The 13585-nt window shown below is 68.5% G+C and carries 10 protein-coding genes; 7 read left to right on the forward strand and 3 right to left on the reverse strand.

Annotation, left to right across the window (positions count from 1 at the left end; all coding sequences use genetic code 11):
* Positions 1-80 precede the first annotated feature (80 nt).
* Both EL288_RS06185 and EL288_RS06190 read right to left on the reverse strand, forming a co-directional pair.
* Positions 81-590 carry an NAD(P)H-dependent oxidoreductase gene (locus EL288_RS06185; protein ID WP_003813849.1) on the reverse strand — a complete coding sequence of 170 codons (510 nt, stop codon included), beginning with the start codon at positions 588-590 and terminating at the stop codon, positions 81-83.
* On the reverse strand, positions 587-1420 hold the full coding sequence (locus EL288_RS06190) for a M90 family metallopeptidase (protein WP_003813848.1): 834 nt from the start codon (positions 1418-1420) through the stop codon (positions 587-589). Before EL288_RS06190 ends, EL288_RS06185 begins: the two co-directional genes overlap by 4 nt.
* Positions 1421-1503: 83 nt before the next feature.
* On the opposite strand from EL288_RS06190, the gene EL288_RS06195 reads away from it, so the two are divergent.
* The 7 genes from EL288_RS06195 (at position 1504) to EL288_RS06225 (ending at position 10142) form a co-directional block, all read left to right on the forward strand.
* Positions 1504-3717 carry a RelA/SpoT family protein gene (locus tag EL288_RS06195; protein WP_003813847.1) on the forward strand — a complete coding sequence of 738 codons (2214 nt, stop codon included), beginning with the start codon at positions 1504-1506 and terminating at the stop codon, positions 3715-3717.
* 76 nt (positions 3718-3793) lie between these two features.
* Positions 3794-4945 carry an acetylornithine deacetylase gene (argE, locus tag EL288_RS06200; protein WP_003813846.1) on the forward strand — a complete coding sequence of 384 codons (1152 nt, stop codon included), beginning with the start codon at positions 3794-3796 and terminating at the stop codon, positions 4943-4945.
* Positions 4946-5054: 109 nt separating this feature from the next.
* Positions 5055-6254 carry a tryptophan synthase subunit beta gene (gene trpB / locus EL288_RS06205; protein WP_003813845.1) on the forward strand — a complete coding sequence of 400 codons (1200 nt, stop codon included), beginning with the start codon at positions 5055-5057 and terminating at the stop codon, positions 6252-6254.
* 3 nt (positions 6255-6257) lie between these two features.
* The gene (gene trpA / locus EL288_RS06210; protein WP_003813844.1) at positions 6258-7115 is read left to right on the forward strand and encodes a tryptophan synthase subunit alpha; all 858 of its coding nucleotides are present in this window, start codon (positions 6258-6260) and stop codon (positions 7113-7115) included.
* A 36-nt stretch (positions 7116-7151) separates the two neighbouring features.
* Complete coding sequence (gene accD / locus EL288_RS06215) at positions 7152-8030, forward strand: acetyl-CoA carboxylase, carboxyltransferase subunit beta (RefSeq protein ID WP_003813843.1); 879 nt, start codon at positions 7152-7154, stop codon at positions 8028-8030.
* 209 nt (positions 8031-8239) lie between these two features.
* On the forward strand, positions 8240-8776 hold the full coding sequence (locus EL288_RS06220; RefSeq protein ID WP_003813842.1) for an acyloxyacyl hydrolase: 537 nt from the start codon (positions 8240-8242) through the stop codon (positions 8774-8776).
* 298 nt (positions 8777-9074) lie between these two features.
* Positions 9075-10142 carry a linear amide C-N hydrolase gene (locus EL288_RS06225; RefSeq protein WP_010929006.1) on the forward strand — a complete coding sequence of 356 codons (1068 nt, stop codon included), beginning with the start codon at positions 9075-9077 and terminating at the stop codon, positions 10140-10142.
* A 75-nt stretch (positions 10143-10217) separates the two neighbouring features.
* On the opposite strand, the gene EL288_RS06230 is transcribed toward EL288_RS06225, so the two are convergent.
* Positions 10218-13328, reverse strand: coding sequence for a ribonuclease E/G (locus EL288_RS06230; protein WP_033459643.1), 3111 nt, complete (start codon positions 13326-13328; stop codon positions 10218-10220).
* Positions 13329-13585 lie beyond the last annotated feature (257 nt).

Consider the following 13585-nt stretch of genomic DNA (forward strand, 5'->3'; position numbering starts at 1 on the left):
CCTCCATCCGGGGACGGGCGCTCGCGGAATCGACCGGTGCCGCGACGCCCTCATCTTGCCGGGCGCTTGCCGTCCGGGCCTCAACTACCCATCAGCAGGGTGGCCGCCAGCAGGCCGCCGAGCTCCTCGCAGCGAGCCAGAACGTCGGCGGGCACCTGCTTGGGAGCGGCGATCTGCGCGGGCGTTTGCGCGCCGCTGCGCGCGATCAACGGCGGCGCGGCCGCGCGCAGGCGCCAGCCGGTGCAGATGCGCTCGACCTGCCGGGCCGCGCCTTCGCCGTCGGTGCCGGCGCTGATGGCCACGCCGTAGGGGCGGCCCTGGATGCGGTCGAGCACGCCGTAATAGCAACGGTCGAAACATTCCTTCATGGCGCCGCTCAGGCTGCCCAGGTTCTCGGGCGCGCAGAACAGATAGCCGTCGGCGGCCAGCAGCGCCGCCGCGTCGGTGCGCGAGGCCGCCTGCCGCCGCACGCGCAACTGGCCCGGCTGTTCCAGCGCCAGGGCGGCGGCCAGCGCGCCGCGCTCCAGCGCCTGCGCCATCTGCCGCGCCGCGCCGGTGCGCGAATGCCAGGCGATGAGCAAGGTCTTCATGCCAGCCGGGCCAGGGGATCCTGGCGATAGTAGGCGCGCAGCAGGGCGTACCACTGCGGCAGGGCGTCGGCCAGGGGCTCCGGCTCGACGAAGAAGTGTTCCGAACTCACCGCGAAGAACTCGGCCTCGTCGGTGGCGGCGTAGGGGTCCAGCGGCAGGCGCGCATACCAGGGATCGGCCTGCGGGCTTTCCGGATCGACGTGCGCCGGAATGGCGCGCTCGACGGCTTCGACGGCGGCGGCGAAACGGTCCAGGCTGTCTTCCAGCACGCGGCGCCACTGGCGCGGGTCGATGTCCGGGTGGGCCGCCAGCGCCGGCATCCCGTCGGCCTGGCCGGCCAGCAGGTCCAGCTTGTGCGCGAATTCGTGGATGACCACATTGAAGGCGCCGTCGGAGCCCGCCGCATCGCTCCACGAGAGGATCACCGGCCCGCCCTCCCAGGCCTCGCCGACCGCCTCCTCGATGTATTCGTGCATGACGCCGTCCTCGTCCATGCGCTCGCGCTGGATGGAGAAGCCGGCCGGGTAGATGATGATTTCGTCCCAGCCTTCGTACAGGGTGGGCGACAGGTTCAGTACCGGCAGGGCGGCCTGCGCGGCGACCGACAGGCGCATGAAATCGGTGATTTCCAGCCCGTGCGCGCCGTTGATGTTCTTGCTCGCCAGCAGCCATGCCGCGCGCGCCTGCAGGGCCTGCCGCTCGGCCTCGGACAGGGCCGCCAGGAACGGGTAGGCGTGCAGCGTCCGCCGCCACAGATCGGGCGGGATGCGGGCCTGCATGGCGGCCACTTCGCCCGCCTTGGCGCCCCGGCCGCGTAGCCATCGCAACATGACTTGGAGTTCCTTGGAAATGCCTCTTGGCGTTAGTGTAGAGTGTAGGAAAAATTGACCCGAGTACGCTCGTCCCGTTCGCAATGTCCGCCACGTCCGCTCCAGATACGCCTACGCCGTTCGACGATGCCTGGCGCCAGTTGGCCGCCGCCGGGCTGGACGATGCCGGCCAGCGGCAATTGGCGCACGCGGCGGCCTGGGCCTGGCCGCGCTTCGAGGCGCAGAAGGCGCTGACCGGCGAGCCGCTGGCCAGCCATGCCGCCGGCGCGGTGCGCATCCTGGCCAGCCTGCATACCGACCAGGCCACCCGCGTGGCCGCGGTGCTGGCCTCGCTGCCGGCGGACCTGAACGCCCCCGCGCCGACCCTGCGCAACGACCCGGTGGCCAGCGAGTTCGGCGTCGAGGTGGCGCGGCTGGTGCAGGGCGCGCGCGCCCTGCTGCGGCTGGGCATCGTGGCGCGCCATGCCAGCGACAGCGAGGCCGAAAGCGGTTCCCAGAAGGAGATGCAGCGCAAGATGCTGCTGGCCATGGCGGCCGACCTGCGCATCGTGCTGATGCGGCTGGCGTCGCGGCTGCAGAGCCTGCGCTGGCATGCCGAGACCAGGACGCCGTGCGCGGCCGGTTTCGCGCGCGAGACGCTGGACCTGTATACCCCGCTGGCCAACCGCCTGGGCATCTGGCAGCTCAAGTGGGAAATGGAAGACCTGGCGTTCCGCTTCCTCGAGCCCGAGCGCTACAAGCAGATTGCGCACCTGCTGGAGGAAAAGCGGGTCGAGCGCGAAGCCTTCATCGCCGAGGCCATCGCCCGCATGCAGGAGGCGCTGGCGCGGGCCGGCGTGGTCGCCGAGGTAAGCGGGCGGCCCAAGCACATCTACAGCATCTGGAACAAGATGCGCCTGAAAGGGCTGGATTTCAGCCAGATGTACGATCTGCGGGCGCTGCGCATCATCGTCGACGACGTGCGCGCCTGCTATACGGCGCTGGGGCTGGTGCACGAGATGTGGACGCCGCTGCCCGAGGAGTTCGACGACTACATCTCGCGCCCCAAGCCCAATGGCTATCGTTCGCTGCACACGGTGGTGACCGACGCCCAGGGACGCGCTTTCGAGGTGCAGATCCGTACCCGCGAGATGCACCAGTTCGCCGAGTACGGGATGGCGGCGCACTGGCGCTACAAGGAGGCCGGCGCGCGCGGCGGCCAGGTGGCCGCCTCCAGCGAATACGATCGCCAGCTGTCCTGGATGCGCCAGCTGCTGGCCTGGAACAGCGACGTCGAGGACGAGGGCGAGGCCGCGCGCCGCGCCGACCAGCGCATCTATGTGCTCACGCCGCAGGCCCGGGTGATCGAATTGCCGGCCGGCGCCACGCCGGTCGATTTCGCCTACCACCTGCATACCGACCTGGGGCACCGGTGCCGCGGGGCGCGGGTGGACGGCCAGATGGTGCCGCTGAACACCCGCCTGGCCACCGGCCAGACCGTCGAAGTCATCGCGGCCAAGTCGGGCGGCCCGTCGCGCGACTGGCTCAATACCCAGCTGGGCTATCTGGCCAGTCCGCGCGCGCGGGCCAAGGTGCGCATGTGGTTCAACGCCATCGAGCTGCAGCAGCGCATCACCCAGGGGCAGGCGCTGGTCGAGAAGGAGCTGCAGCGGCTGGGCAAGACGGCGGTCAACCTGGAGCAATTGGCCCAGGGACTGGGCTTCGCGCGCGCCGACGACCTGTACGTCGCCGCCGCCAAGGACGAGTTCAGCCTGCGCCAGATCGACGCGGTGTTCCAGCAGCCGGCGCCCGTGGCCGAACCCGAGCCGGCCGCGCTTGCGCACGCGCGCAGCGCCGACAGCGCCGAGAAAAGCGGCAAGAGCGGCGTGCTGGTGGTGGGCGTGGGGTCCTTGCTGACCCAGCTGGCCCGCTGCTGCCGGCCCGCGCCGCCGGACGAGATCGCCGGTTTCGTGACGCGCGGGCGCGGGGTCTCGATCCATCGCGCCGATTGCCCGAGTTACAAGGCGCTGGCCGAGCGCGAGCCGGAGCGGGTCATCGAGGTCGCCTGGGGCAAGACCAGCGATTCGTTCTACCCGGTCGATATCAGCGTGCGCGCCCAGGATCGCCCGGGCCTGCTGCGCGACCTCTCGGAAGTGTTCGCGCGCCAGCGGCTCAACGTGGTCGGCGTGAACACCCAGAGCCGCCAGTCGCTGGCGCACATGGTGTTCACGGTGGAAGTGCGCGGCGGCGAGTCGCTGCACAAGGCGCTCGATGCCCTGGGCGAGGTGGCCGGGGTCACCTCGGCGGCGCGCCGCTGAAAGGCTGCCGCACGACGGCGCGCCGGGGGCGGCCGCGTGCCCTACACTAGGTCTTTTGCACGTTCCGGGGAATTCCATGGACACTCGCACCTGGCTCGAGACGCTGGTGGCTATCGACACCACCAGCCGCAATTCCAACCTGGCGTTGATCGAAACCGTGCGGGACTGGCTCGGCCGGCAGGGCGTGCAGGCCTGGCTGGCGCACAACCCCGAGCGCACCAAGGCCAATCTGTTCGCCACGCTGCCAGCCAGCGATGGCGCAGAGCAGGGCGGCATCGTGCTGTCCGGCCATACCGATGTCGTGCCGGTCGATGGCCAGGACTGGTCCGCCGACCCGTTCGCCTTGCGCGAACAGGAGGGGCGGTTGTACGGGCGAGGCGCGTGCGACATGAAGGGCTTCATCGCCGCGTCGCTGGCCCTGGTGCCGGCGTTCCTGGAGATGCCCCGCAAGAAACCCATCCATCTGGCGTTTTCGTATGACGAGGAGGTCGGCTGTGCCGGCGCGCCCGTCATGCTGGCCGACCTGCGCGAACGCGGCATCCAGCCGGAGGGCTGCGTGGTCGGCGAGCCCACCGGCATGCAGGTGGTGGTGGCGCACAAGGGCATCAACCTGTTTCGCTGCCGGGTCCATGGCAAGGCGGCGCATTCGTCGCTGACGCCGCGCGGCTGCAACGCCATCGAATACGCGGCGCGGCTGATCTGCCGCATCCGCGACCTGGCCGACGCCTACAAGGCCAACGGCCCGTATGACGAGTTCTACGATGTGCCGTTCTCGACCATGACCACCAACCAGATCCACGGCGGGATCGCGGTCAACACCATCCCCGAGCTGTGCGAGTTCTCGTACGAGTTCCGCAACCTGCCGGGCATGCCGGCCGACGCCATCCAGGCCGAGGTCGAGCGCTACGTGCGCGACGAGTTGCTGCCGCGCATGCGCGCCGAATACACGCAAGCCCGCATCGACATCGAAACCGGCGCCGCGGCGCCCGGCCTGGAGGCGTCCGAGCAGGCGGCCATCACGCAACTGGTGCGCTCCCTGACCGCGGACCGGGTCACCCGCAAGGTGGCCTACGGGACCGAGGCCGGCCTGTTCCAGGGCATCGGCATCCCTACCGTGGTGTGCGGGCCGGGCCATATCGAACAGGCCCACAAGCCCGATGAATACGTGGCGCTGGACCAGCTGGCCGCCTGCGAGGCCTTCCTGCGGCGGCTCGGACAGTCGCTCTAGCGACGTCCGGGGAGGCATCCCCGGCCGGGGGCGCGCCTCTCGGGTAAAATGACGGGTTGCGAAACCGGTCCGCCGCGCCTGGCGCGGCGGCACCCCGGGGAGATTCCTGGTGAAACCTTACGACCTTCCGGATGCCCGGGGCCATTTCGGCCCCTATGGCGGTGTGTTTGTGGCGGAAACGCTGATGCACGCCTTGGACGAGCTGCGCGCGGCCTATGACCAGTGCCGCGTCGATCCCAGCTTCATCGACGAGTTCAATTACGAGCTCAAGCATTTCGTCGGCCGGCCCAGCCCGGTCTACCACGCCAGCCGCTGGTCGCAGCGCCTGGGCGGCGCGCAGATCTGGTTCAAGCGCGAAGACCTCAACCATACGGGCGCGCACAAGGTCAACAATTGCATCGGCCAGGCGCTGCTGGCGCGGCGCATGGGCAAGCCGCGCGTCATCGCCGAGACCGGCGCCGGCCAGCACGGCGTGGCCACGGCCACGGTAGCGGCCCGCTATGGCATGGAATGCGTGGTGTTCATGGGCAGCGAGGACGTGCGTCGCCAGGCCTCCAACGTCTATCGCATGAAGCTGCTGGGCGCCACGGTGGTGCCGGTGGACTCGGGCTCGCGCACCCTGAAGGACGCGCTGAACGAAGCCATGCGCGACTGGGTCACCAACATCGAGAATACGTTCTACATCATCGGCACGGTGGCCGGGCCCGACCCCTACCCGCGCATGGTGCGCGACTTCCAGACCGTCATCGGCCAGGAGTGCCTGACCCAGATGCCCGAAGTCATCGGCCGCCAGCCCGACTATGTGGTCGCGGCGGTGGGCGGCGGCTCCAACGCCATGGGCATTTTCCATCCCTATATCCCGTACGAGAACGTGCGCCTGATCGGCGTCGAGGCGGCGGGCGAGGGCATGGAAACCGGCCGCCATGCGGCCTCGCTGGCGGCGGGCCAGATCGGCGTGCTGCACGGCAACCGTACCTATGTCATGCAGAATGCCGACGGCCAGGTGCAGGAAACCCATTCGGTGTCGGCCGGGCTGGATTATCCCGGCGTGGGGCCGGAGCATGCGTGGCTCAAGGACAGCGGCCGCGCCGAGTACGCGGGCATCACCGACGACGAGGCGCTGGCGGCGTTCCACGATTGCTGCCGCATCGAGGGCATCATGCCGGCGCTGGAGTCCGCGCACGCCATTGCGCAGGCCGTGAAAATGGCGCCCGCGCTTTCCAAGGACAAGGTCATCCTGGTCAATCTGTCCGGCCGGGGCGACAAAGACATGCACACCGTGGCCGAGCGCGCGGGCCTTCAGCTCTGACCTATGACTACCACTGACCGAATTGCCGCCGCGTTTGCGCGGGTTTCCGAGGCCGGCCGCGCGGCGGCCCTGATCCCCTACATCGCCGCCGGCGACCCGTCGCCGCAGGCGACGGTACCGCTGATGCACGCGCTGGTGCGCGCCGGCGCCGACCTGGTCGAGCTGGGCGTGCCGTTCTCCGACCCCATGGCCGACGGTCCGGTGGTGCAACGCGCCGCCGAGCGCGCCATCGCCCAGGGCGTCGGGCTGCGCCGCGTGCTGGAGCTGGTGGCCGACTTCCGCCGGGACGACAGCGTCACGCCGGTAGTGCTGATGGGCTATGCCAATCCGATCGAACGCATGGGCCAGCGGGCGTTTGCGCAGGCCGCGCAGGCGGCCGGCGTCGACGGCGTGCTGGTGGTCGACTATCCGCCCGAAGAGGTCGACGAGTTCGCGGCCATGCTGGCCGAAGCCGGCGTGGCGCCGATCTTCCTGCTGGCGCCCACCTCCACCGAGGCCCGCATCGAGGCGATCGGCCGCGTGGCGCGCGGCTACGTCTATTATGTGTCGCTCAAGGGCGTCACGGGCGCGGGCAGCCTGGATACGGACGACGTCGCGCGCAAGCTGGCGCTGATTCGCCGCCACGTGCACATTCCGGTGGGCGTGGGCTTCGGCATCCGCGACGCGGCCAGCGCGCAGCGCATCGCCGCGCACGCCGACGCCGTGGTCATCGGCAGCAAGCTGATCGAGACCATGGAGCAGGCCGGCGCCCAGGCCGGCGCGGACCAGAAAAACGAGGCTGCCATCGCGGCGGCGCAGCAATGGCTGCACACCATCCGGCTGGCGCTGGATGACGTCAAACGAGAAAACGCGCCGGCCTGAGCCCGCGCAAGCAAGTCACCTACGGGATACCAACCTATGAGCTGGATCGAGAAACTCCTGCCCCCGCGCATCAACAAGAACAGCGACAGCGGCGCGCGTCGCGTGCCGGAAGGGCTGTGGGTCAAATGTCCCTCGTGCGAATCGGTGCTGTACAGCGAAGACCTCGCCGCCAATCTGCATGTGTGCCCGAAATGCGACCATCACATGCGCATCGGTGCGCGCGCGCGTATCGACTCCCTGCTCGATATCGAGGGCCGGGTCGAGATCGGCCAGACCACCCGCTCGGTCGATACCCTGAAGTTCAAGGACTCGCGCAAGTATCCCGAACGCGTCCAGGAAGCCATGAAGCAGACGGGCGAGACCGATGCGCTGGTCGTCATGAGCGGTTCGATCCGCGGCGTGTCGGCGGTGCTGGCCTGCTTCGAATTCGAGTTCATGGGCGGTTCCATGGGCTCGGTGGTGGGCGAGCGCTTCGTGCGTGGCGTGCAGGCCGCGCTGGAGAACAAGACGCCGTTCATCTGTGTGGCCGCCTCGGGCGGCGCGCGCATGCAGGAAAGCCTGCTGTCGCTGATGCAGATGGCCAAGACCAACGCCATGCTGACGCGCCTGTCGGCCGCGGGGCTGCCGTTCATCAGCGTGCTGACCGATCCCACCATGGGCGGCGTGTCGGCCAGCTTTGCCTTCGTGGGCGATGTGGTGATTGCCGAACCCAAGGCGCTGATCGGTTTCGCCGGCCCGCGGGTGATCGAACAGACCGTGCGCGAGAAGCTGCCCGAAGGCTTCCAGCGCGCCGAGTTCCTGCTGAAGACGGGCGCCATCGACATGGTGGTGGACCGGCGCCAGTTGCGCGAGGAAATCGCCCGCCTGCTGGCCTTGCTTGGCAACGAGTCGGCCGACATCGTGGCTGCCGCCTGAGGCTGCCCGCCGGCAGTGCCTGCGAATGCCCGGCCCAGGCCGGGCGTTGTCATTTTTCCATGCATGCGAGGAATGCGGCGGCACTGTACCGCGCGATGTCGAATTCCGGGACGCAGTGTTGCCAGATTAAGACAGATGTCCGTGCTGGCCGCGGACATTTTCTGCTAAGGTTTAGCGCGTATCGAATTCGCAGATTTTGTGGAGCGTTCATGCAATTTCTCAAGAAAAACAAGCCCCTGTTCGGCATCGTTACACTGGCTCTGGCATGTGCCACCGCCCAGGCGCAGCCCACTCAGGGCGGGGTCAGCCTGCATTACGGTATTGGCGACCACTATCAGCGCGTCACGCTGAACTACGAAACCCCCACGCTCTGGAGCCACCAGTTCGGCGGCAATTGGGGCCGCCTGGACCTGACCCCCGAACTGGGCGCGTCGTACTGGTGGGCCGACGGCTCGCGCTCGCCCGGCCACGTGTGGCAGGCCAGCGCCATTCCGATGTTCCGCTGGTGGACCGGCGAGCGCTTCTACATCGAGGCCGGCATCGGCGCCACGGTTTTCAGCAGCACCAGCTTCGCCGACAAGCGCATCGGTTCGGCCTTCCAGTTTGGCGACCATATCGGGCTGGGCTTCCTGCTGACGCCCAGCAACCGCATCGGCCTGCGCTATTCGCACTTCTCCAACGCCGGCATCAAGGAACCGAACCCCGGCCTCGATATCGTGCAGCTGACCTATACGTACCAGTTCTGAGCAAGGCCGCCGATGGGGCGGCAAATCATTGCAAACCCGCCGGCGCACTGGCGGGTTTTTTTCTGAACCCATCGGGTAGTATCGAGGCGCACGGCGCGGCAGTGCCGGATGCCTGTCCCCATGCGGGGACAGATACCGTTTTGGCAGGCTAGCGTACATGGCGTATGGCGGGGTGCCTGTCCCGGCGGGGACAGGCACTGAGGAATTGGTGGGTGCCAGTTTTCCTGCGGGGACAGGCACCTGAGGAATTGGCGGGTGCCAGTCCCCCTGCGGGGACAGGCACCCGAGGAGAAGTTTCATGATTTTCCGGCGATCCAGGCCTGGCACGATCGGTGCCGCCTTGTTTCTATGCGCCAGCCTGCTGGCTACGCCAGCGGCCTCGGCATGCACGCGCTTTGTCTACCATGGCGCCAACGACGAGGTGATCACCGCCCGTTCGATGGACTGGAAAGTGGATGTCGGGACCAACTTGTGGGTCTTTCCGCGCGGCATGAAGCGCTCGGGGCAGGCCGGACCGAATTCGATCCAGTGGACGTCGAAGCATGGCAGCGTCATCGCATCGGGCTACGATATTTCGACCACCGACGGCATGAACGAGGCCGGGCTGGTCGCCAACGTGCTGTGGCTGGCCGAGTCCTCGTACCCCGAATACGATGGCAAGACACCCGGGCTGACCCTGGCCGCCTGGGCGCAATATGTGCTGGACAACTTCGCGAGCGTGCGCGAAGCCGTCGATACGCTGGCGAGCGAGCCGTTCACCGTCGTCACGGACAATGTGCCCGGCGAGCAGCGGCCGGCCACCTTGCATCTGTCCTTGTCGGACGCCAGCGGCGACAGCGCCATCATCGAATATATCGACGGCAAGCAGGTCATCCACCACAACCGTGCCTACCAGGTGATGACCAACTCGCCGACCTTCGACAAGCAGCTGGCGCTGAACGAATACTGGAAGCAGATCGGCGGCACCGTGATGCTGCCCGGCACGAACCGGGCATCGGACCGTTACGCGCGCGCGTATTTCTACGTGAACGCGATTCCCAAGAGCGAGGATCCGGTCGAGGCGATAGCCAGCGTATTCAGCGTGATCCGCAACGTTTCCGTGCCGTATGGCATTACCACGCCCGACCAGCCCAATATTTCATCGACGCGTTGGCGCACGGTCGCCGACCACAAGCGCAAGCGCTACTTCTTCGAGTCGGCGCTGACCCCCAATATCTTCTGGATCGATCTGGGCGCGCTGGATTTCTCGGCGGAAAGCGGGAAGGTGATGAAGCTGGATCTTGGCCCCGATCAGGCCCATATCTATTCCGGCCAGGCCAACGCGCATTTCGAGCAGGCCGCGCCGTTCAAGTTCCTGGGGCTCTGAGCGCCGCGCATTGCGCGCGGGTGGGGCACAGCAGGAAAAAGCGGGTTGCGGCGCTGCCGCAACCCGCTTTGTGCGTCAGTGACGCGTTTCGACTTGCACCAACGGTTCGTTGGAAACCGAAGCCACCGGCTTGCGCTCGCGGCCCAGGCGCACCGGCGCGGCGGCCGCGGCGATGCGCATCTGGGTTTGCGCGTGACGTTCCGGATCGGTTTCGACCCAGGTCAGGCCGGCGGCGTCGAGGACGTCGTGCAGCGCGCCGGTTGCCGGTGCGGCCGCTTGCGCGGGCATCACGATGGCTTCGGCGGGACGGACGGCGGCGGGCTCGGGCGTCTTTTCGGGCTGAGCGACGGGCGCTTCGGCTTCGACCGGGGCCGCGGCCTGCTCGGCAGGCTCGACCGGGGTGGTTGCCGCCGGAGCCGTTTCGACCGGGGCCGTTTCGACCGGAGCCGTTTCCACCGGGGCGGCCGCTGCCGGCTCAGCCGGCTGGGCTTGCGCCTGCGGCGTTTCGACCGGCGTCAGTTCCGCTTGCACGGGCTGGACCGCTTGCGGGGCGGTGTCGGCGGCTGCAACCACGGGTTCGGCCCGGGGCGCCTCGGTAGCTTGCGGCGCGGCAGGCTCGGCGGCGGCGGTCTCGATCGTGGCGGCGGGCTCGTCGGCGGCCACGCTGACTGCCACGGGGGCGGCCACGGTCTCGGACTCGGCCGGCCGGGCAGGCGTCTCGATGTCCGCTACGCCCGCCGGCGCGTCGACCTGCTCGTCGTCGGCGCCTTCGACGCCTTCGGCATTGACCGTGCTGCCGTCTTCCTGGCTGCGGCGGCCACGGCGGCTGCGACGACGGCGACGCTTGCGCTCGGGATCGCTACCCGTTTCGGCGCCGGCGTCGACATTGGCGTCGATACCGTCGATGCCGTCGGCATCCTCGGCCACGGGAGCCAGCTCATTGCTGCTGGCGGCTTCGGCCACCGTCAGGGTCGCGGCAGCGGCGGCCGCCGGCGCGGGCGCCGCCTGGCGCTTTTCGGGCAGGGCGGCAGCCACGGTTTCGGCCAGTGCCGCCACCATGTTTTCCTGCTCGGTCATGGGCGTGTCGGTCTGGCCTTCCTCGCGACGGCCACGTCCGCGGCCGCGACGACCACGGCCACGGCCGCCTTCTTCGCCGGTCTCGGCGGTCGAGGGGCGTTCCTGGCGCGGCTGGCCGGCTGCCTGCTGTTGCTGGGTCTGCTCGCGTTCGGTCCGGGCTTCCTTCTGGCCACGCTCGCCGCGTTCACCGCGCTCTTCCTGGCGTCGTCCGCCGCGCACGTGATGACGCGCGTCGCCGCTCTCGGCGTGGTCGCCGCGGGGCTCATTGCGGCGATGGCGGTTGCGGTCCGAGCCGTGGCGTTCGCCGCGGCGGTCCTGGCCGTCGTGGGCGCGCCGCGCACGGTTCGCGCCGCGCTTTTCGTCTTCGGACTTGGTTTCGGTCTTGGCCGGTTCGGCGCTGCCGCCCAGCCAGGAGGTCAGGCGCTTGAACCAGCCGCCCAGTCCGCCCTGGGTGGCCGCCGCGGCGGCAGGCGCCTTGGCGGGGGCGGGCGTGGACACCGGGGCTGGCTGCGCGGGCGTGATGCCCTTGACCAGCGCTTCGGGGCGCGCCTTGATCTCGTGCTCGCGCGGCTGCCAGGTGAGGTCGGTGGCCGGGGCCTCGGCCAGCTCGAAGCTGGTCTTGGTTTCTTCCAGGCGCGGATCGTCGTGGCGCAGGCGTTCGATATGGTGGTGCGGCGTCTCCAGGTGCTTGTTGGGAATCAGCACCAGGTTGACCTTCAGGCGGGCTTCCATCTTGGTGATGTCGGCGCGCTTTTCGTTCAGCAGGAAGGTGGCCACGTCGACCGGCACCTGGGCGTGCACCGCCGCGGTGTTTTCCTTCATGGCTTCTTCCTGCAGCAGGCGCAGCACGTGCAGGGCGCTGGACTCGGCGTCGCGGATCACGCCGGTGCCGTTGCAGCGCGGGCAAGTGATGTGCGAGCCTTCGTTGAGCGCCGGACGCAGCCGCTGGCGCGACAGCTCCATCAGGCCGAAGCGCGAGATCTTGCCCATCTGGACGCGGGCGCGGTCGAAATGCAGGGCATCGCGCAGGCGCTGTTCGACGGCGCGCTGGTTCTTGCTGTCCTCCATGTCGATGAAGTCGATCACGATCAGGCCGCCGAGGTCGCGCAGGCGCAACTGGCGGGCCACTTCCTCGGCGGCTTCCAGGTTCGTGCGCAGCGCGGTTTCCTCGATGTCCGCGCCGCGCGTGGAGCGGGCCGAGTTCACGTCCACGGCAACCAGGGCTTCAGTGTGGTCGATGACCACCGCGCCGCCCGAGGGCAGCTGCACGGTGCGCGAGTACGCGGTTTCGATCTGGTGTTCGATCTGGAAGCGCGAGAACAGCGGGATGTCGTCGCGGTAGCGTTTGACGCGCTGGACGTTGTCCGGCATGACCACGCTCATGAAGGCGGTGGCCTGGTCGGCGATTTCGTCGGTGTCGATCAGGATTTCGCCGATCTCGGGCGAAAAATAGTCGCGGATCGCGCGGATGACGAGGCTGGACTCGAGGTAGATCAGGATCGGGGCGGCATTGTCGCGCGCCGCGCCGTCGATGGCGGTCCAGAGTTGCAGCAGATAGGACAGGTCCCACTGGAGTTCGTCGACGTTGCGCCCGATGCCGGCGGTGCGCGCGATGATGCTCATGCCCTGGGGGACATCGAGCTGCTCCATGGTGTCGCGCAGTTCCTGGCGGTCCTCGCCTTCGACGCGGCGCGATACGCCGCCGCCGCGCGGGTTGTTCGGCATCAGGACGAGGTAGCGGCCGGCCAGCGAGATGAACGTGGTCAGGGCGGCGCCCTTGTTGCCGCGCTCTTCCTTCTCGACCTGGACGATCAGCTCCTGGCCTTCGCGCAGGGCGTCCTGGATGCGTGCGGTGCGCACGTCCACGCCTTCCTTGAAGAAACTGCGCGCGACTTCCTTGAACGGCAGGAAGCCGTGGCGGTCTTCGCCGTAGTTGACGAAGCAGGCTTCCAGGCCGGGTTCGATGCGGGTGATGACGCCTTTGTAGATGTTGCCTTTGCGTTGTTCGCGACCGGCAGTCTCGATGTCGAGATCGATCAGTTTCTGACCGTCGACGATTGCAACGCGCAGTTCTTCCTGGTGCGTCGCATTAAACAGCATGCGCTTCATGAGTGGTGTTCTCCGTTGTCATGACGCGCCGATATCGGCGCGTGACCTCGGGTCACTCGGGCTGCGGACTGAAGCGGGCAAGAGAATGCGGACCGTACCTGGGCGGCCGCCCAGGCGTATCCGCCGCGGGTCAGGCGGGCACGTCGTGCCGTAGGGCACGGGGTTCGGGCAGCAGGAGGGTCAGCTTCACTGAGTGGTTGACGGATGAGTGCTGTGAACGTCAGTTGCGGCGGGATTGGGTACCCGTACGCACCTGG

This window comes from Bordetella bronchiseptica, assembly GCF_900636925.1.
Classification (GTDB): Bacteria; Pseudomonadota; Gammaproteobacteria; order Burkholderiales; family Burkholderiaceae_B; genus Bordetella; species Bordetella pertussis.